The organism is Leptospira johnsonii, from assembly GCF_003112675.1.
Lineage (GTDB): Bacteria > Spirochaetota > Leptospiria > Leptospirales > Leptospiraceae > Leptospira_B > Leptospira_B johnsonii.
In genome coordinates this window covers 304313-324529 of sequence record NZ_BFAY01000011.1, presented here as the reverse complement: position 1 = coordinate 324529, position 20217 = coordinate 304313, and the positions used below count along the sequence as shown (strand labels likewise).

General features: G+C 41.8%; 18 protein-coding genes. 12 read left to right on the top strand and 6 right to left on the bottom strand.

Annotated features, from left to right (window positions below):
* Positions 1 to 7 precede the first annotated feature (7 nt).
* Complete coding sequence (gene mnmC1, locus LPTSP_RS10325) at positions 8 to 1948, bottom strand: FAD-dependent 5-carboxymethylaminomethyl-2-thiouridine(34) oxidoreductase MnmC1 (protein WP_108928705.1); 1941 nt, start codon at positions 1946 to 1948, stop codon at positions 8 to 10.
* Positions 1945 to 2850 carry an LIC10647 family lipoprotein gene (locus LPTSP_RS10320; RefSeq protein WP_245915545.1) on the bottom strand — a complete coding sequence of 302 codons (906 nt, stop codon included), beginning with the start codon at positions 2848 to 2850 and terminating at the stop codon, positions 1945 to 1947. The genes mnmC1 and LPTSP_RS10320 overlap by 4 nt, the downstream gene beginning before the upstream one ends.
* A gap of 184 nt (positions 2851 to 3034) precedes the next feature.
* Between LPTSP_RS10320 and dusA the strand changes: the two genes are divergently transcribed.
* The 4 genes from dusA (at position 3035) to LPTSP_RS10295 (ending at position 8133) form a co-directional block, all read left to right on the top strand.
* Positions 3035 to 4090 (top strand): tRNA dihydrouridine(20/20a) synthase DusA, encoded by a 1056-nt coding sequence (gene dusA, locus LPTSP_RS10310; RefSeq protein ID WP_108928703.1) that lies wholly within the window; start codon positions 3035 to 3037, stop codon positions 4088 to 4090.
* A gap of 41 nt (positions 4091 to 4131) precedes the next feature.
* Entirely contained in the window at positions 4132 to 5073 is a 942-nt protein-coding gene (locus LPTSP_RS10305) for an MBL fold metallo-hydrolase (protein WP_108928702.1), read from the top strand.
* 258 nt (positions 5074 to 5331) lie between these two features.
* The gene (locus LPTSP_RS10300) at positions 5332 to 7041 is read left to right on the top strand and encodes a 7TM-DISM domain-containing protein (RefSeq protein ID WP_108929872.1); all 1710 of its coding nucleotides are present in this window, start codon (positions 5332 to 5334) and stop codon (positions 7039 to 7041) included.
* Between the two features lie 102 nt (positions 7042 to 7143).
* Positions 7144 to 8133 (top strand): cytochrome-c peroxidase, encoded by a 990-nt coding sequence (locus LPTSP_RS10295; RefSeq protein WP_167396455.1) that lies wholly within the window; start codon positions 7144 to 7146, stop codon positions 8131 to 8133.
* A gap of 332 nt (positions 8134 to 8465) precedes the next feature.
* Here LPTSP_RS10295 and LPTSP_RS10290 read toward each other — a convergent pair whose 3' ends face one another.
* Entirely contained in the window at positions 8466 to 9749 is a 1284-nt protein-coding gene (locus tag LPTSP_RS10290; RefSeq protein ID WP_108928701.1) for a citrate/2-methylcitrate synthase, read from the bottom strand.
* Positions 9750 to 9876: 127 nt separating this feature from the next.
* Between LPTSP_RS10290 and LPTSP_RS10280 the strand changes: the two genes are divergently transcribed.
* From LPTSP_RS10280 to LPTSP_RS10245, 8 genes are all read left to right on the top strand, one after another.
* Positions 9877 to 10971: an AraC family transcriptional regulator gene (locus LPTSP_RS10280; RefSeq protein WP_108928699.1), complete on the top strand. Its 1095-nt coding sequence runs from the start codon at positions 9877 to 9879 to the stop codon at positions 10969 to 10971.
* A gap of 77 nt (positions 10972 to 11048) precedes the next feature.
* Entirely contained in the window at positions 11049 to 11996 is a 948-nt protein-coding gene (locus LPTSP_RS10275) for a M24 family metallopeptidase (RefSeq protein ID WP_108928698.1), read from the top strand.
* A gap of 46 nt (positions 11997 to 12042) precedes the next feature.
* Complete coding sequence (locus LPTSP_RS10270) at positions 12043 to 12891, top strand: metal-dependent hydrolase (protein WP_108928697.1); 849 nt, start codon at positions 12043 to 12045, stop codon at positions 12889 to 12891.
* Entirely contained in the window at positions 12888 to 13688 is an 801-nt protein-coding gene (locus tag LPTSP_RS10265; protein ID WP_108928696.1) for an SDR family NAD(P)-dependent oxidoreductase, read from the top strand. Before LPTSP_RS10270 ends, LPTSP_RS10265 begins: the two co-directional genes overlap by 4 nt.
* 20 nt (positions 13689 to 13708) lie before the next feature.
* Positions 13709 to 14653: an alpha/beta fold hydrolase gene (locus tag LPTSP_RS10260; protein ID WP_108928695.1), complete on the top strand. Its 945-nt coding sequence runs from the start codon at positions 13709 to 13711 to the stop codon at positions 14651 to 14653.
* A 151-nt stretch (positions 14654 to 14804) separates the two neighbouring features.
* A complete protein-coding gene (locus LPTSP_RS10255) occupies positions 14805 to 15281 on the top strand; it encodes a C40 family peptidase (RefSeq protein ID WP_245915544.1) in 477 nt (158 codons plus the stop codon).
* A 199-nt stretch (positions 15282 to 15480) separates the two neighbouring features.
* Positions 15481 to 16140 (top strand): M15 family metallopeptidase, encoded by a 660-nt coding sequence (locus LPTSP_RS10250; RefSeq protein ID WP_108928693.1) that lies wholly within the window; start codon positions 15481 to 15483, stop codon positions 16138 to 16140.
* Positions 16137 to 17087 carry a class I SAM-dependent methyltransferase gene (locus tag LPTSP_RS10245; protein ID WP_108928692.1) on the top strand — a complete coding sequence of 317 codons (951 nt, stop codon included), beginning with the start codon at positions 16137 to 16139 and terminating at the stop codon, positions 17085 to 17087. Before LPTSP_RS10250 ends, LPTSP_RS10245 begins: the two co-directional genes overlap by 4 nt.
* Before the next feature lie 293 nt (positions 17088 to 17380).
* On the opposite strand, the gene LPTSP_RS10240 is transcribed toward LPTSP_RS10245, so the two are convergent.
* Genes LPTSP_RS10240 through LPTSP_RS10230 form a run of 3 tightly spaced genes read right to left on the bottom strand, consistent with a single transcriptional unit; the run spans position 17381 to position 20154 of the window.
* On the bottom strand, positions 17381 to 18184 hold the full coding sequence (locus LPTSP_RS10240; RefSeq protein WP_108928691.1) for an SDR family oxidoreductase: 804 nt from the start codon (positions 18182 to 18184) through the stop codon (positions 17381 to 17383).
* Between the two features lie 43 nt (positions 18185 to 18227).
* On the bottom strand, positions 18228 to 19085 hold the full coding sequence (locus LPTSP_RS10235; RefSeq protein ID WP_108928690.1) for an LA_0991 family prenyltransferase-like protein: 858 nt from the start codon (positions 19083 to 19085) through the stop codon (positions 18228 to 18230).
* A gap of 49 nt (positions 19086 to 19134) precedes the next feature.
* Positions 19135 to 20154 carry a mechanosensitive ion channel family protein gene (locus tag LPTSP_RS10230; protein WP_108929870.1) on the bottom strand — a complete coding sequence of 340 codons (1020 nt, stop codon included), beginning with the start codon at positions 20152 to 20154 and terminating at the stop codon, positions 19135 to 19137.
* Positions 20155 to 20217: the final 63 nt, after the last annotated feature.

Below are 20217 nucleotides of genomic sequence, written 5' to 3'. Positions count from 1 at the left end.
TTCTTCCTTATTCCAGATTTCGGATCTTGCGGTATAGAAATCTTGCGGGATGCAGAGATGAGTACAAGCTATTTTCGATAGATAATGGTTCGTTTAAAAGAATCTCTGCCAAAATTTCCCCTCCCAATAGGGAAGATAAAACTCCCCTGGATCCCAAACCGCCGAACACAAACAGGTTTTTTTGCGGTTCTAAAAAAGGGAATTCTTTCTTTCGATTTTTAGGAAGACCCATACCAGAGTATATTTTTCGAAATGGTTCCGGAGAATGGATTGGCCCTAAAATAGGGAATCGATCCGGGGTTTGGGATCGTATCCCTACAAACTCGGATCGAACCTTGATCTGCTCCCAGTTTACGCCCAAGAATGTTCTTTGAGAATATTCTAAAATTTCTTCTCTGTCCTTTTCTCTCGGCTCGGGATCTAATTCGAATTCATTAAATGTGGATCCATTAACCCTGATCCCTTTTTTAGAAGGTGTGAGATATTTATCTCCCACTCGGATCGGATCTTTTTCGGAGTCTATATTCGGATCTTCTAATATTTCTAATTGTCCTCTCACTGCTCTAAGGGAGAAGGGCGACTCTTTCCATAAATCTTGCAGTAAACTTTCTATTCCGAAAGAATTTGCTAAGATCAAAACTTCCGTTTTGCATAAAGTCTCTTTGTTTTCTGAGAATAATGTCCATTCTTCTTTCTCGAAAGAGATCGAACTTACCTTTCCTTGTTTGAGAAGAATATTAGGATGATCTAAAAGTTTTTGAGCGAGAAGTGGAGTATCTGTCCAGAAACCTGAAGGATAAAAAATACCTTTTGCATTTTCGGGATAGTTTTCTCCCAGTTCCGGTTTTAGTTCCGCCAATTCTTTGGATAAGGAATGTGCATTTTGGCCTTCTTCCAATCTTGCCCAGGGAAGATCTTCTCCGGAAAGTTGTAATGTGCCAGAGATCTGATAAGAATCATTCGGAAGAAGATCGGAATAACGACGGATAGAATTTCCAAGGCAACGTAGAGTCCATAAACTTGTTGGAGTTTTTACTTTGGTAATATGAGGATGAGAAACCGCCATCGGAACTGAAGATGCGCGTAACGCGCCCAGGTCATCCCAAACTTCTACCTGAATTCCTCTCCAGGCAAGCGCTCTAGCGATACTTGCTCCTGCGAGTCCACCTCCCAGCACGGATACTTTCTCAGGAATTTGATCGAACGGGAATTTTCTTCTTAAAAATGGGATCAGATTTGAATCAGGTTCCGGCTCGGACTCATACACCCCGATCAGCATTTCTCTTTTTCTGCCATAACCTGGGATTTTAGAAAGAGTAAAGCCCGCGCTACTTAAACAGTCTTTGACGGATCTCGCCACAGTAAATGTAGCAAAAGTAGCATTTTTATTCGAAAGTCTTTTGATCTGGATCGAAATATTTTCTCCCCAGAGTTCCGGATTTTTGGAAGGTGCAAATCCATCCAAGAAGAATGCGTCGAACTTTCCGGATGTTTCCGGAAGACATTGGGTTGCATCTCCGATCCATAGATCCAAGACTAGATTTTCTTTTTCGAATAAGAAAGTATTACATCCTGGGATCAGTAATTTATATTTTTCTAAAAATACTTCGAGAAGTTCGCCGAGTTCCGGAAATGCGGAGATCGCTTTACGAATATCATTACTTTCTAATGGATATTTTTCGAAAGAAACAAATCGTAAGACTCGAACATTCGAATTATTTTTGCAATTTCTCCAGACCTGCCATGCAGCGAAAAAATTTAAACCTGTTCCAAATCCTAATTCTAAAATAGAAAAAACGTGATGTGTTTGGGAAGAAGATAATCTTTCTTCTAATTTGTTTCCTTGGATGAAAACATGCTTAGTTTCTTCTAATCCGTTTTCAGGAGAAAAATAAATATCGTCGAATTCTCTGGAAACGGGGGTGCCGTTTTCTTTCCAGTCGATCATCCGGGATTTTCCGTATCTGTTTTGGCATCTTCTTTAGGAGGAAGACCTGCAGAGGGTAGATTCTGTAAAGGAGGGTAGGCCGGTCCTTCTTCCTTTTTATGAGGCTCTTTAGAAAGTTGTATCTCTTTTCGGACTCCCATCCTGTAGGTAGTCATGTTCATGTAAAGAGAAGGTGCGGGTAATCCGTTTGCAGTTGCCACCTGGTTTCTGACATTCAAGCCTTTTCCGTCCAAATCCCCGAAGCTTGTTATTTCCAAAAACAAATATGCATTATAAAGGATTGTATCCGGAAAGTATTGTCCTATATTATATTCGAGTAATAAACGAAGGCCTTTCAATTCTTGTAGTTGGTTTTTTACGCTGGAGATCCTTTGTTCCCTCTCTATGATATCCATTCTATAAACAGCAAGGCCGTATATGGGGCCCACACCAAAGTTCACATTCTTCCCCTCGTAATAACCTAAATAAAGCGTGAAATACATCTGATAATCTTCATAAGTGTATTCCATATTTCTTCCTAACTGAGGAGGAAGTGGAAGTAGTTGGTTGGAAACATAATCGTCAAACGCCAGATAACGTCTTCCGTCGTCCGGGTAATTGATCAAGTTTCCTCGATAAGTCCTGGGAGAAGTCAAGTTGAAGGACCAGGCAAGACCGCTTAAGAAAGAAAAAAATCCTTTAATATCTCTTGTGCCGGGGATCCGACTCGGTACAGAACCGATCGAGTAAAATGCACGAGTTGTTGTAGAGTCTCTACTGACTACGCTTGTATCTGTATCCGAATTCGGAAGACTGAACTTACTCACGGGGATTCCTTGGATATTTGCTGGATGAGTAAAAAAATCCAAGGCGGTATATTCCGCACCCGCATTGATAATGATCGAGTCTAAAATCCCGCTCATACTCTTACAAGAAGAGAGAACCAGAAATAAGCAGCAGGCTATAATATGGGGGAAAAAATCCGGATTTAGTCTCTTTGAATCCATCGTCCAGAACCAAATTGAAACGGTCGGAAATCAAACCAAGTCCATTTCATGGGGCTTGACTGCTCACACCGAAAACCGAGGATCGTATTAGTCGAAGTATATGTCTTTCGAAAAAAAACAGCCGATCCTATATCCCGTATCCGTGGCCCCGATGATGGACTGGACGGATAGGCATTTTCGTTTTTTCCTAAGGCTAATCACTAAACATTCTCTTTTCTACACCGAAATGGTGACAACCGGCGCTATCTTGAGAGGGGACAAACATAGATTCTTACGTTTCTCTCAACAAGAAACTCCACTTTCTTTACAGCTAGGCGGGGACAATCCTTCTCAACTTGGTGAATGTGCAAAAATAGGAGAAGAATACGGCTACTCGGAGATCAATCTGAACGTAGGCTGTCCAAGTGATAAGGTCCAAGAAGGAAATTTCGGAGCCTGTTTGATGAAGGATCCGGATCGAGTAGCGGATTGTATCTCCGAAATGGATTCTAAAACTTCTATCCCTATCACAGTAAAATGTCGTATAGGCGTTCGGGGAAAAGAAACATTAGAAGATCTGCATGAATTCGTGAGATCCGTAAGCGCAGCTGGTGCAAAAAGGATCACGGTACATGCAAGAATTGCAATATTAGAAGGCTTAAGTCCCGCCCAGAATAGAACTGTTCCTCCATTACGTTATGAGGATGTATATTCTATCAAAAAAAGTTTTCCGGATCTTGTGATAGAATTGAACGGAGGAGTTAAATCCATTTCGGAGATACATTCTCACTTGGATAAAACGGATGGAGTTATGATCGGAAGGGCGGCTTACGAAAATCCTTTTTTATTCTCCGATGTGGATTCCGAATTTTTTGGAGCAGAACCTTTGAACCTGAGTCGTAGAGAGATCTTCGAATCCATGCAGGAATATGTTTCTTCTCAAACTGCAGAAGGCGAAAAGCCTAGTCGGATCTTAAGACATTTGCTCGGGGCATTTCATGAGATCCGAGGTGCTCGTTCTTATCGTAGGATCCTTACGGAAAAAATGCATTCTAACCCGGGACCTAGATTACTTTTAGAAGCCTTAGGTTCCATCCCGGATGAATACCTGGATCGTAAATTAGGAAATCCGAAAATTGAGACCAAAGAGGTCGCACATCCAGTGGTTTCAGCCTAGGTTACTCGTCTAAATACTGCAAAATATTTGCGGAGAAACTTTTGGACAAGATTCGAACCATAGATTGCGGATATGTAGAAGCAGGACTTGCTTGTGCCTATCTGATCGTGGACGGGGACAGGGCCACATTCGTAGAGAATAATACGAATTATGCAGTTCCATATCTATTAGATGCATTGAAAGAAGAAGGACTCGGGCCTGAGTCGGTGGATAATATCATCATCACTCATGTTCATTTGGACCATGCAGGAGGAACAGGTAAGCTAATCTCTCTTTGTCCGAATGCAACTGTACTTGCTCATCCAAAGGCAGCACCTCATGTAATAGATCCAACTCGTTTGATCAAAAGTTCCATCCAGGTATACGGAGAAGAAAACTACTATAAGTTGTACGGTGAAATTCTGCCTGTGCCAAACGATCGCGTCCGAACCATGAGCGATGGAGAGGAATTAATTTGGCAAAAAAGAACATTCAAATTTCTGCATACAAAAGGACATGCAAATCATCATTTTTGTATTTATGATAATTTGACGAACGGGATCTTTACCGGAGATACTTTCGGGATCGGCTATACATTGTTCAGAAAAGGAAAGGACTCTCTATTATTTCCCTCTACAACTCCGACCGATTTTGATCCGGAAGAAGCGGTACTTTCCATAGACAAGATACTTGCCACAGGCGCGGATAAGGCTTATCTCACACATTTTGGAGTTTGGGAGGATGTTCGTTCGGGAGCTTCTCAAATGAAAGAAGGTCTTAACGTAATGAAAAACGTTCTGATCTCTGCGGAAAAGACAGGTTTAGAGGGAGAAGCTTTAGTTGCTTTTTGTGAGGGTAGAGTCCGTTCCTATTTGGAAGACCAAATCCGAATTCGGCATCTACCTTTTGGAGAAAAAGAGGAAAGATTTATAGGTTTCGACTCTCAGATCAACGCACAAGGGATTGCGTTTAAGATAGAAAGATCTAGAAAGAGTAGAAAATAAATTTCCATCCCTTAAGTATCTATTTTTAATGCTTCTAACTCAAAGATGAGAATCCGAAATAGTCTAGTAACACTTAGGCGAAGTTTTTCATTTGCTTTCCCGGTTTCTAATTCTTTGAATATACTTGTGGGCATAACTTCGGATGAATTCGAAAAGAAAAGAAACCTAGTATTACTTTTCTGTACCTTCTTCCTATTAATCTCTTGTTCCACAAGAACTTCCGAAAAAGTCCCTGTCCTTTATAAAGGAAGTATAGACATGAGTACTGTCAGTCCTTGGGGAGAAATTTATCCTCTTAAAGGAGACTGGGAATTCAGTTGGAAAAATTTATATTCACCTAATACGGGTTATGTGGAAAGTGGGCAATACTTTCCGGTTCCAGGGATTTGGAGGGATTATTCTCCTGAATTCACCTGGCAGGGACATGGTTCTTATAGATTAAAGATCCATAAAACTCCGGAGCAAAAAAATCTAGCCATCTATGTGCCCAGGATCCCAGGAGTGTATTCCGTATATTTCGGAAAAAGAATGATCTTTGCCAATGGGATCAATGGAACGAATCGGGCAGATACTGAGTTCTTGGCGCATCCGAATGCACAGATCTATCTATTGGATTCTTTGGATACCGAACTTTTCGTAAACGTTTCCAATTATAAGGGAAATTTCTTAAAAGGCGGGATCCGTAATCCATTCCTTATCGGCGATATAGACGCTTTAAAATCTAAAGTGGTCCAAGAGTTGATCTGGGAAACACTTTTGGTCGCTATTATTTTTTCCGTAGGTTTATATCACCTGATCTTCTTCGCATCTTATCGAAAAGATCTGGTGCCATTGTTCTTCTCGTTATTCTGCTTTTTAGTAGCCTTCTATTCTTTCGTAACTTCCGGGCTCCAGTATTTTCTTACACCTGAACTGAGCTTGGATCTTCGGATCAGAATGGAATATTTCTGCGAAGCATGTCTTGTCCCTGCAGTATACATGATTCTGAAAACAATGTACCCGAAACAATTCGGAGCCAGATGGATGACAATATTAATGAGCAGCATGTTCATTTTTATACTCTCCGTTTTTGTATTGGGAGAAGAGGAACTCATCTATCTGTATTCCTTCTTCATGCATGTTCCTCCTTTTTACACTTTGGTTTTATTGGCAGCGTTAGGATATGCTTGGTGGCAGAAGGAAGATAGAGCCAGAACAGTATTTCTTTCAGGGATGATACTTGCCGTATCTATGGTGAACGACGTTATCTGGGGACTATATGAAGTTTACTTTCTTATCCCTTATAGTTTCCCAGCGGCACTTGTAGGGTTTATCGCATTCAATTCATATATTATATCATTAAGATTTACAAAAGATTTAGAGAAGGCGGAAACTTTCGCAGAACTACAGTCCAAATACAACGAACAACTTAGACTGAACGCGGAAGAAAAAGCGAAATTTGCCACATTAGTGGACCAATCCGTGGACAAGGGATTTCATTCTCTCATCAATCAATTGGAGTCGAAAGAAAGTTCCGACAAATCTCTTGTAAAACTCAAAAACGAACTCAATCAAACACTCTCCGGTGTCCGGGATATTTTGGACCTGATGCACCATCAGGGAGGAAAGGAAGAATTAGTAGAAGAAGAGATGAGAAAGTTCGTCCTGAAAAACCCGTTATTCTCTCATTCGGAGATCCAAAAGGTATCTCAATATTTGAGAATAGACGAATGCCTCCAGGTCCAGAGAATCTTCTCCGAAGCGGTAAAGATAGGAGCGAGAAGGTCCGGAGAATCTAAAATTTTCTGGGGAAAAGAGGGAGACTCAATATTACTTAGGATAGAGACAACTGGACCAGCGGAAACCAAAGAAGAACCTTCTTCTCTGATAGAAGCCGACTTAAAATTGAGAACCGAAAAGTTGGGAGCAAGATTTTTCCTACTGAGTGAGCCAGGAAAATTCGAATTCGAACTCAGACTGCGCCCATAATCGAATTTTTCGAAATAGAAATCGGATTCTTCGGAAAAAGAGTTGTCTCTAATCCTCCAACCTACATTCTACACAAGATTAGAATGATTCTAATTTGTGGTGATGAAAATGAAGAAAACACAAATACTATACTTGGGCCTAATTTTGGCTCTGGTCTCGGCATGCGGTCCGTCCGAGAAAACAAAGCAGCTTATGCAAGACGCCAAGATTTCCTTCGGGATCCTTCCGGAAAAAATGCCAGGTTCCGAAAAGGATACTCCGGCTAAGATTGCTTTAGGCGAAAAACTCTATTTTGAAAAACGTCTTTCTATCAACGATTCCCAATCCTGTAGTTCCTGCCACGGAACCCTCGGAAAGAACGCTGGAGTGGATAATCTTCCAACTTCTCCTGGTGCTCTTGGAAAAAATGGAGATCGGAATTCTCCTACATCCCTAAACGCAGGTTTCCACTTCGTTCAATTCTGGGACGGTAGAGCGGCTGACCTCAAGGCTCAGGCAAAAGGTCCGATCTTAAACCCAGTGGAAATGGCTATGCCTTCCGAAGCGGCCGTGGAGAAAAAACTCTCTGAAATCTCTGAATACGTGGACTTGTTTGCAAAAGCATTCCCGGATCAGGAGAAAAAAATCACCTATGACAATTTGGCAGAGGCGATAGCGGCATTCGAAAGAACTCTGATTACCAGAGACCGGTTTGATGAGTTCCAGGCAGGAAATCATAGGGCTTTGACTTCCGAGGAGCAGAAGGGATTGGAAACCTTCCTGAGCGCTGGATGTATCCAATGCCATAACGGGCCTCTTTTGGGTGGAAACAGCTTCCGTAAGCTTGGACAAGTAAATCCTTACGAAAATACAACCGACGTTGGAAGATCAGCTGTTAGCAAGAACGATGCTGAAAAGTATTTCTTCAAAGTTCCGTCTCTTAGAAATATTGCTCTAACCGCTCCTTATTTCCACGATGGAAAGGTAGCAACTCTGCCAGAAGCGGTTAAAAAAATGGCATATTTGCAGCTTGGAAAAGAGCTTTCCTCGGAAGAGGTGGATTCGATAGTATCTTTCTTGAAGGCATTATCGGATAAAAATCGGTCTAATTAATTAGATCGCAGATTACGAACTTACAGAATTGAAACCTATTCAGACCGGCTCCGAAAGGAGACGGTTTTTTTTTGCCTTCGAAGGCACGAAGTTATTAAGAGTCACTGAGTGAAAATAGACACAGGGGAAATCTCGCACAGAGGCACAAAGCCACAGAGAGACTTAGAGATAACGTTTATAAATCTAAAAACAAAAACTCTGTGCTCTTCGTGTCTCTGTGTGCCATTAATCTCTGGGCCTCTATGAAACTCCGCGTCTCATATGACAAAAGAAATTTCAGCTAATAAGATCAATCGCCTTTAAATTACAACTGAGGTCTTTAAAAAGAGATATTATCTTTCCAGAATCTGTCTGTACTTTCTGTGAGTCTCGCCTGTGAAGATCTGACGAGGACGGACCTTGTGAGATGAGTTCACTCCAATCCTTTGTTCTCTCCAGTGTGCCAACCAACCAGGAAGTTTACCTATCGCCTGCATTGCAGTGAAAAGTTCTTTAGGAATTCCTAAACTATGGAATAGGATCGCGCTATAGAACTCTAGGTTCGGATACAGATTTTTTTCCAGATAGAAAGGATCTTTGCTTACGAAATCGTCCACTTGTAGAGCGATCTCCGCGATTGGATCCAACTTCTTCTGTTTATAAAATTCGGAGAATAATTTTTGGGCGATGGTTGAACGTTTGCTCTTCACCTTGTATGCGTCGTGACCAAAACAGGTAGAGTGAAGTTGGGATTCTCCCTTTTTGAATTTTTCGAAAAATTCCGGAACGGAAAGTTTGGATTTGATAATATCTTCGATCAACTCGACTGCTGCAACCTGTCTTCCGCCTTCTCTGGAACCCCAAAGTGCATTGATCGCAGAAGAAACAGAAGCGAATATATTTGCCTGAGTGGAACCGATCAGCTGAACGGTAGTATTCGAAACATTCTGCTCATGATCGGCATACAAGATCCAAAGTTGGTTCAAGATCCTATCATGCTCTTCGGAAGGTTGGTATTTAACCGACGGAATAGAGAAAAGCATATATAAGAAATTTGTACAATACGGATGGCGATCCACTGGATAAACGAAAGGTTGTCCTATCATCTTTTTATATGAGAATGCAGCGATTGTTCTGATCTTTGCCAAAAGTCTAGCCGCTTGGTCGATCCCGCGGTCCAAATATTCTTCGTACTCGTCTTGGTAATAGCTGGAAAGAGAAGAAACCATAACAGAAAGGACCGCAAGAGGGTGGGCTCTTCCTGGGAATCCGTCGAATAGATTGATCATATCCTCGTGAATCAAACTATGTTTGGAAAGTTTGTTGGAGAATTCTTTCAGCTGCTTTTCGTTAGGAAGATCCCCATAGATCAGCAAATAACTGGTCTCAACGAAAGTGGAATAATGCACTAATTCTGCTACGTCGTAGCCTCTGTATTGTAAATCTCCTGTCAGAGGGTCTCTTCTGGAAATTTTACTCTGGGCATACGCCGTATTAAAAAAACCGGGATCGTAAGAAGTCAGTCCCGTCTTAGTATGCAAATCTCTAATATCGATTCCTTTATTACCGTCAGTTCCGGTGATTACTGGAAGACGGTGTACCTGGTCTCCGAATTTCAACTCTACGAAATCGCTCATACCGATAGGAAACAGGGAAAGGGCGGAAGAGTCAAACCTTCCTTGGCGTTGCCTGCAATTTTCCCTTTCGACTGGACAAAACTTTCGCCTTCGATTTACTCACCCGAAGTTTCGAAGGAATTTTGTTTTGGAGCATCTGCCCGGTTTTTTTCTTCATTTTTGGATCCAATTTGGAACCGCACTTTGCCTACTTCTTGCGGCGATGGAGCTCGCTAGAAAAAGGGAAAATGCGATGCCGGGTGGGATCTTCTATCTAGCCATTATTCTCGCCTTGGTGGAGAGTCGATTGGGCTTAGGTCTGCTCCCATGGGCCGCGGATCATATCTGGTTCTGGCCTGCATTCTTCCCTGCAGTTTGGGCGGTGGGTCCCACATTACTTTTGGTCTCTAAAAATATGGTCCAATTCGCCTTGGACAGAGAGATCCAGATCGGAAAACATTTTATCCCTGCCATTCTACTTTTACTCGGTGAATTAACAGCTTATATAATTCTTCCTGCGGAAGAGATCAGAGAATATATTCGAAATGCAATGTTCGGTTCCAAGGTGGATGTTCTGACTGGGGTCACGATATTCGGTTCCATCCATCAAACAGTTTATTCCATCTTTCTTTGGGTATTGTTTAGAAAGGCATCTAAGGAAACAGATATCCCACTTTCTTCTTTAGTTTATACGATCCTGATCGTAGTATTCACCACCATACAACTTTGTTGGTTCGGATATTTTCTGAAGAACCAATTTTTGTTAGCGGCAGGTTCTAGTTTCCAAACTCTTGGGATCGTTCTAGTCTTTTTATTCTCAGCGAGGTATCCGAATTTTTTCATTTCTTTAAAGTCGGAGATCCAACAGAAAAGATACGAAAGGACCCAATTGAACGGATTGGATCTGGACCAACTTCATTCTCGCATCAAGGAATTGGTTGAGGCAGATAAAATTTATAAGGAAGAAAGTCTAAAAATCCAGGACTTCGCCGAAAAACTATTGGTATCTCCTCATCAACTTTCCCGCATTTTAAACGAAACTTACGGCAAAAACTTCAACGAATTCCTGAATTCATTTAGGGTAGAAGAAGCTAAAACCCTGTTACTAGAGGATCTGGATCGGACTGTTCTATCCATAGCGTACGATGTAGGCTTCAATACAAAGTCCACATTTAACGCCCAATTTTTGAAAATCACCGGAATGACTCCTTTGGAATGGAGAAAAAAGGGTAGCAAACTATAAGTTCGGACGATTCTTTTTCGCATATCGGTTAGGATAAAATCTTCCTGTCGGATTCCGCAAGGAAGGAGAAGAGACCGATGTCCCGAGAAACATATCCTAAAGAAGAACTAGAATCCTACCGCAAAGTCCAAGCCTTGGCTTACGAAGCGGTGGAATCCGTACGAAAGGAATTATACTCGGGGATCACCGAAAAAGAAGCTGCTTGCAAAATCGACGACTATATCCGAAATGCGGGAGGCACATCCTTCTTCCATTACGGGTTTGCATGGTTCGGAGATCGGACCGCATTCAGAGGATTCAAACGGCCACTCTCACTGAATTATTTAAGAAAGGGAGAAGGTATACTTCCCCATTTCGGAGGAATGTTCCAACCTTCCAACCGCAGATTAGAAGAAGGAATGGCGGTCATCCTGGACATAGCTCCTACGTTTGCAGGAAGAGCGGCGGATGTAGGATACGCATTTTCATTCGGCAAAAATCCCGAACACGATAAGGCACTCGCAAATTTAGAAGAATACAGAGAGTTGATCTTAAGAAGGGTCTTAGAAGAAAGAACCTTAGCTGAAATCTATCTGGAAGTGGACGCTAGGATACGTGCTTCCGGATACGTTAACTGTCATTCTATCTATCCTCAAGGAGTTTTAGGTCATAAGGTGGGAAGACTCCCAGCTTATAATTTCCCTGGCGGAAGAGTGAACGGGTTTCCGTTCCAAACATTCGCATACTTATTCCCTCAAATGATAAAAGATCTGATCCCTGGAGTTTCAGGACATTCCCCATTATGGGGAGAAGGTTCCGACTTCAGACCAGAACCGGGACTCTGGGCAGTAGAACCTCATATCGGTAAAATATATAACGGCTCCAAAGGACCGGAATCTTTCGGAGCTAAATGGGAAGAGATCCTAGTGGTCACAGATTCCACTGCATACTGGCTGGATGAGGATCTTCCTCATGTACGTCTTTGGAAAGAAAAGAAAAAATCTAAGTCCAGTGCCAAAAAACAAAAAGAAAAAGTTCCGGCTTAAAATAAATACATTCAATAAATTTAATGTTTAATTCAGAAGGCTTATTATGAGCAGCGAAATATTACAGGATAAGGATTTTCATTTTTATCCGGTCAGAAAACCTAAATTCGAATTCAGCGAAAACGGCACCAGTAAACACTGGATGGATGGTTCCGCTTACAAAACCCATATTCTGAATACCTGGACTCTTTTCTTTCCGGACGGAGAAAGGTTCTTTATCAGAAGTATCCAAAAATTTCTCCCAAGCATCAAGGATCCGAGAGTGCTTCGCAATGCAAAAGCATTCATGGGTCAGGAAGCACAACATGCGGGAGAGCATAAAAAAACCTGGAAAATACTGGAAGATCAGGGCTTTAAGATCAAGGGATTCACCGATTTTGTGAATTCTTTCTTCGTGAATTTTGTAGAGAAAATCATGTCATCTAAGTCTTGTTTGGCGGCTACCGCCGGAGCGGAACATTACACTTCTCTTGTGGCTACTATCGGTCTGCAGATCAAGGCTTTAGATCAAGCGGAATCGGAGATGAAACGTCTTTGGGAATGGCATGCAGCGGAAGAGATAGAACATAAATCCGCAGCTTACGACGTATTCTTAGATATCAGCGGAAATTATTTCAGAAGAATGATTACTTTTCTCGGAGTGACCATCGTGTTCTGGGCAGCGACATTTATAGGCGCGGAAATACTTCTTTGGCAAGAGGGACTTACTTTTAAATGGAAAACCAGAAAAGATGCTTTTCGTTTTATCTTTATAGACGAAAAGGTCTTCTTTCATGCGCTGGGCGCCTTCTTCAGATATTTCCGTCCCGGTTTTCATCCGGAACAGGAAGATAATCTAGAATTGAGTAAGGCAATCTTCGAATCGCCAGAGCATAAATATAAGGAAATTGCATGAGCAGAATAAGCGGGAAAAATATTTTAATCACCGGAGCAAGCGGCGGTTTCGGTAAAGAATTAACCAAACAGCTGTTAAAGAAAGGTGCCAATCTTGTGCTGACTGATATGAAAGCGCCTGAAACTAAACCTGAATTCTATTTGGAAAATTCAAAACCGGTACCGGGCAAAATACTCGGAACTTTTGCAGCTGACTTAAGCAGCGAATCAGGTTGCGAGAAGGCATATAAGGAAGCGATCAAGATCCAACCTAAGATCGATATCCTTGTCAATAACGCAGGTTTGGCATTTGGAGGAAAACTTCTGGATGTTCCTATGGACAAATGGAAATTGATCTTGGATGTAAACTTATACGCTCCTATTTACCTTTCACGTTTGTTCTTACCTGCAATGTTGGAGAGAAAATACGGACAGATCGTAAATCTATCTTCTTGTGCAGGGATCACTTCTCCGGGTGAGTTAGTGTATTATTCGGTTTCCAAGTTCGGGATCAGAGCCTTGGGCGAAGCATTAGATTCCGGTTATAGAAGCCAAGGGATATATACGACTAACGTGTATCCTTTCTTCGCAAATACGAATATACTGCATTCTCAACAATTTGGAACGGATAAACCTAAAGTAGTCCCTTCTTTGATCGTAGACAGTCCTCAGATGGTGGTTCGAGCCATAGTAAGAGGAATTGAAAAAAGAAAGATGCATGTCTTCCCGGGATTCACCGCGAAGCTATTGCGCTTTTTGACCAGACTGTCTCCTGGTTTCTTAAGAGGAATGGAAAGACTAGGGCAAAAATTTTCTTAAACTGTAAGAGGCGAAAAAAAATGGCGGCTACCCAACTGGAAAACGGAGTAAAAAAGGAAAAGGCAGAAGTTTTCAAGGAAACCTTTGTTCATAACGGCGATATTTCTCTGTACGTAAAATACAATCATACAGCGAAAGAAAGACCGAACAGACCCACAATTCTATTCGTTCACGGATATCCTGACGATCATAGGGTCTGGTCCTACCAGATGGAATCCTTAAAAGAGGATTATAATGTGGCCGCTTTGGACCTGCGAGGTTCTGGGAAATCGGACAAGCCTAAAAAACAAAAAGCATATAATGTTCGTAGAATATTCGAAGATCTTGAATCGGTAATCCGATTTATTGGGAACGATAAGCCGGTCCATATTGTTGCTCATGACTGGGGTTCATTGATCAGTTGGGCATTCGTAGCGGACGAACAAAAATCAGTTTGGGCAAAATCATACACTGCGATGGGAGGACCTCATCCGGTGCTCGGGCGTAGGATTGCTTTCCAAATGGCTCTTTCCGGAAATCCGATCTCTTTGTACAAGGCACTTTCTCAACTTAAAAGATCTTGGTACATTCTATATTTTCAAATTCCTTTTCTGCCGGAATGGATCTGGAAAACTTTCAGCAAATTTTTCTGGAAGTATGCAATGAATGCAGGTGGAGTTCCTAAGAATGATATTCTTAGGAATAAGTCCAAAGAAGAGATAGTCGCGACCACAGTTTCTAATGTGAATTTGTATAGAGAACTTTTGAGAGGGGAGACGTATCCGGAGCCGAAACATATCAAGGCTCCAGTCCAAGTTCTAATTCCACTCAAAGATTTTGCGATCCGACCGGAGTTATATAAACTTCATGAAAGGATCTGCGATTCTTATAAAGAATATACATACGATAGCAATCACTGGATCCAGAGAACTATGCCTGATATGGTTAGCGAAAAGATCAGGGAATTTGTCTGGGAGATCGGCTGAAAAACGCAAAATCGTAATCGCTCCGAATTAAAAAAAAAAGAAACCAGATCCGTTCAAAAAGGGTCAGATAAGCATGATCTTGAACGGATTCCAAAAAATTCTAGTTTTATGGAAAGAGAAAGTTCTCCCAAATTCGGGAGCGCTTTCGTTTTTGATCATACCTTTTTTCGCCTTGGTTCTGGTCGCAGATCAGGCAAAATCTCTTTCAGACAAAGAAGTCCAAAAGTATTTTTCCGAAACTTGGAAATTAGAGATCGATCCTAAGAGCAATTTAGAATTGTTTAAGGAAACCCAACATTGGATCGGAACACCCCATAGAGACAATGGCAAAGACGAATCCGGGATAGATTGTTCCAGTCTTGCTGCAAAGTTGGTGCAAAAAGCATATTCCAAAACAATCGCAGGATCTTCTGAGAGTATTTCTAGACAGGTCAAAAAGATCTCCGAGTCCGATCTGCAGGAAGGAGATTTAGTATTTTTTAATATATACGGCGAGAAGATCAGCCATGTAGGAGTTTATCTGAAGGATCGAAAGTTCGTGCATGCTTCCGTAGTCAAGGGCGTAACTGTAAATTCTTTGGATGAGAACTATTACAAGACTCGATTCGTATTTGCCGGCAGATTATAGTCGCTTCGCTCCTGAAGCCCGCGGCTTGTTATTGATCGATACCTATGTTTTGGTGCGGACTATAGTCGCTTCGCTCCTGAAGCCCGCGGCTTGTTATTGATCGATACCTATGTTTTGGTGCGGACTATAGTCGCTTCGCTCCTGAAGCCTGCGACTTAGTATTGACAATCCATACACTTGGGCCAAAAACAACTCCTGCATGAGAGTCCACGGTTTTGGTCCGATCTTACTTCTGCTTACCTTCTCCGCTTGTCAAAAATCTACTGTCCCAAAATTAGAAGAAGTCAAACCTTCTTTAAAAATCGAAAATGGATTAGTAAACATAAAAGAAATAGATCCAAGTATAGAGATCGATCTACGCTATTCTACTCCGGAGAATTTTACAGGCTCCATCATCTATCCTTTCCGAACCTGCTTGCTCAGAAAAGAAACCGCAGAAAAATTGAGAGCCGCCAACTCTGAATTTAAAAACTACGGATACAGGATCAAGATCTGGGATGGGTATCGTCCTCCATATGCACAAAGGATCTTATGGGAGAAGGTCCCAAATCCAAGATATGTAGGAAATCCTACCAAAGGAGGTTCCGTTCATAACCGAGGCGGGGCAGTGGATCTCACGCTTATAGATTCGCAAGGAAGAGAATTGGAAATGCCAAGCGCTTATGATGAATTTACATACAAAGCTTCTCCCTTTCGTAAAGACCTGGAACCGACAGTTTTCAAAAATCTAGAAATCCTTGTAGGAATTCTAACAAAGCATGGATTCAAACAGATCAGTTCTGAATGGTGGCATTATAATGACGGGGATGCCAAAGTGTATCCCTTAGTAGAGGTGGATCCAAAACTTTGGGAGAAATGAAACATTTAGAAATGTTCTCCAATCGCCTGACCAGGATGTCCAAACATTGGAAAAAATGGGCGAGAAGAAGGGGAATCACCTGTTTTAGGATCTACGATCGGGACATTCCTCAGGTTCCGCTCGTAATCGATTTATACGAAAATAACTGCCTAGTCTCCGAATACATAAATTCTTATCCGATGTCCGAGGAAGAAAGAGAATCGGAAAGAAATACCATCCGCAATTTAATAATCGAAATCCTTCAGCTTGCTCCCGAAAATTTATTTTGGAAAACCAGAGAACGTAAAAAGGGAAATCTACAATACGAAAAGCTGGATACTCAGGAAAAATCCATCCGCGCAAATGAAGGCGGACTTAAATTTAAAGTAAACTTAAGCGATTATCTGGACACCGGACTTTTTTTGGATCATCGAACTACTCGTGATCTTTTTAGAAAAGAAGCTTCAGGGAAGAATGTCCTAAATTTGTATTCGTATACCGGTGCATTCTCAGTTTATGCAGCCGACGGCGGCGCGAGAAAAATTACAAGTGTAGATCTCTCTCAAAAATACTTGGACTGGTCCAAGGAAAACTTTGAACTCAACGGATTTTCTTACGACGAGCATGAGTTTATTCGAGAAGATATTACGGAATGGTTGAAGAGGGAAAGGGCCAATCCCAAGAGAACTCAATACGATCTTATCATCGTTGATCCTCCTACATTCTCAAATAGTAAGAAGATGAGGGATATTTTCGATGTCCAAAGAGATTATTCTTTTTTACTGAATTCGATCTTTAGGGATTTCTCCGCGCCGGGCGCGATACTCTTCTTCTCCACGAATTTTCGAAAATTCAAGATGGAGGCTGATGAGCTTCTTTGGGAAGATATTCAGGATATTACCAAACAAACTCATCCGGAAGATTTTCGAAATGAGAAGATCCGATTTGTTTGGAAGATGAGGAAGTGAGAATTTGTAGGAATTCCAACAAATTCCTCGGAAATTTTTAGTCGTAAATTTTCCAATTTTATGATACAAGGCGAAAGGCTTCTCCCACGAGCCCACCTCCACCACCCGAACCAGGGTGGGGGCCGTCTTTCATACCATGTAGGAACTCCAACCTTTCCTCCGATCTTTGTGTGAGAATTAATGCGACAGCGATGCGGAGGGCTTTAGTCCGGGGCTTGCCCCGGACGAGGGCGACTGCCCGAGCCCGCAGAAGCGCGGTCCGAGCATAGCGAGGAGTCGCCCAAGACTTTATTTCAGGTGACTGCCGTCTTAGATAAGAACTTCGCGAAAACTTTAGGGAAATAATGTCTTAAGAACAGACCGAATTTTTCCTTTCCGCCTGCGATGATCACTTGCAGATCTTCGTTCTCGATTGCGTCCAGAATTTTGCGTGCACATTCGTCCGCGTCGATCCCGTTCTCGATCACCTTATCCATTTTCTTTTGAGGAGTCCCATCGCCTTTGAGTGCGTTATGCGAAATATTGGTCTTAACAAAACCTGGATACACTAAAGTGACCTTCAGATTTTCTTTTGTATTTTCTGCTCTGAGAGCTTCATAAAAACCAGTTAATGCGAATTTGGTAGAAGAATATCCGGTTCTCAAAGGAACTCCGATGAGTCCAGCAACACTCGCGATCGTAGAAACCCAGCCTTGCTTTCTTGATCTCATATGTGGAAGGACCGCAAGAGTCAGAGCGATATTTCCGAAAAAGTTCACCTTCATCAACGTTTCATAAGTCTCGAGAGAAGTCTCATGAGCCAAGGAACGTTGGCTGATCCCACCATTATTGATGAGCACGTCTATTTTTCCGAAAGTTTTGATAACCTGAGCGGGAGCTTTTCCTAACTTTTTATAATCTTCCAGATCTAAAGGGAGGATCATACTGTTTGAATCTGTTAGTCCGTTCTCTTTGCGGACCCTTTTGAGTTCCTTTTCTCTTCTGGAAGAAAGAACTAAAGTCGCTCCTCTTCTCGCGGCTTCTTTCACTAAAGATTCGCCGATCCCGGAAGAAGCTCCTGTAATCCATACGACTTTGTCTTTGAAAAATTCTCCCATATTTTTATCTCCGATATTAAATTTCTTAGGCGGCAGTTCGGATCTAAAAGGAGTTTAAAAGCCAAGGGATAAGTCCCAAGATAAAAACTCCTTCTCCGAGGATCCTATACTTTTGAGAATCTTGGAATTTATCCGCGTAACGCAGGATCCCTCCCGGAACGGCACAGATGAGAGCGATCACCAAAGAGGCCGAAACCGAGGTGCCAGTCGCCCATTTCCGTATTCCGCCGGCCAATACTAAGCTAGCCAGGAATCCAAGCAAGGACAATCGCAACACCCATTCCTTGGCTAGTTTGGGAGAAAGAACTCCTAATAGATAAACCTGGCCTTCTTTGGCGTCTAACTCTGCTTCCATGAGAGAGTTCATTACTAAATTCAGAACGGTGCCTAAGAAGAATAAGAACAGAAGAATGGGGACGGCCCAGGAACGAAACCCTACAACCAATAGAGGACCGAACCAAACTCCCAAGGTATATATCAACGCTACTGAAAATTCTTTTCCGAAACGTATCTTTCCCCAGCGAGCAATTCCTAAATGGAGAACTGCTAAGGCTGCTAATAATACTCCGCCTAATAAAACTATCTCTCTTAATAATAAGAATGCGAGAACCGCTGAGATAGTTGCCGCGATTGTGCAGAGTATTGTTAAAATTTTAGAATGATCGTAGTGGAATTTGTGACGTGGGTTTATGGAATTTTCTCCAACCTTCTTTCCATCCAATAAATGATCCAAGGTGTAGATGACCCAAACGCTTAAAGGAAGAAGGAGCCACCATACTGTTTTCATCTTGGCTCCCGTCACTGCTGTCGCTAATGCTCCGGAACCTAAAACGCCCAGACATATATCCAAGCTTAGTACATGAACATAAAACCAAAGTTTGTTTTCTAAAACGTTTTGCATACGATTTCTATTACGACTGATTCCTGCGAATAGATTAGGATGTTTCGGATTATTTTACTGTCTTCGCGGATATGTTATCGATTCCTTCCGATCTAAATTGGGAATGCAAGGATTTTATGAAAATAGATTTAATTTGTCCGGAGTCATGTATGTTTTTTAACGGAAGATGAATCACCAAATCAATATTAGATTGTCCGAAAGAAACATAACGATATGAAATTTTGGATTCGTTATAACCGCTTTTTCCATAGATCTGTGTTAAGGAAAAATTCGCGGCCTGTCCAAGAATGGATTCCAGCTTCTCCAAATTTCCTTCTTTTGGGACACTGATCTCCAACTCTGTCCAAAGTCCTATATTTGTAAGACTATAATTCGTATAGGTAGTCTTGGACATCTTAGCATTCGGAATGATGATCGTGCTTCCATTTCTTTTTTTGAGAGAAGTTGTTCTCCAATTGATATCCTCTACTAAACCTTCTTCTCCGGTTTCTAAAGAGATATAATCTCCTACGGATACTTTTTTACCTAGTAAAACTCCAAGCCCTGCGAACAAATTGGAAAGAGTTTCCTGCAAACCTAATGCGAATGCAAGACCTCCCACTCCCAATGCGGTTAACGCGGGAGTAACGGAGATGCCCAAAGTTTGTAATGCGACCAAACCTCCGGTAAGTAAGATCAGCATCCGAACTATATTATTTAGAATGGACGCGGAGGGAAGAAGTCCTTCTGCCTTGGAAGAATACAAAGTGAAAGCTCCGGAGCCGACTCTTGCAAAGGAAAATGTGAAAACCAAGATCCCGAATACTTTCAAATAAAGGGAAATTTTTTCTTCTGAGGAAGCATCTAATTTTAAGAATCGAAGGGCAGCGTATAATCCAAAAATAAAAAAGGAAAACCTAACTAAGGAGAGTAGAGCGGTATAAAGAGGATGTTTTGTGTCTAACTGATCCTTTGTGAGAGTTTTTGCGAGTCTCGGAACTATGAACCCACCGAAAAGATAACCCAAAAGAATTCCGGAAATAACCGAAATTACTGCAAGCAACCAATTAGAACCTAAGACCGAGTCCATCCAAATCATTCTCCCAGATTAAGAGGAAGTATTTTCTAGAAAAGAAAAAATGGAAGTCCCGAA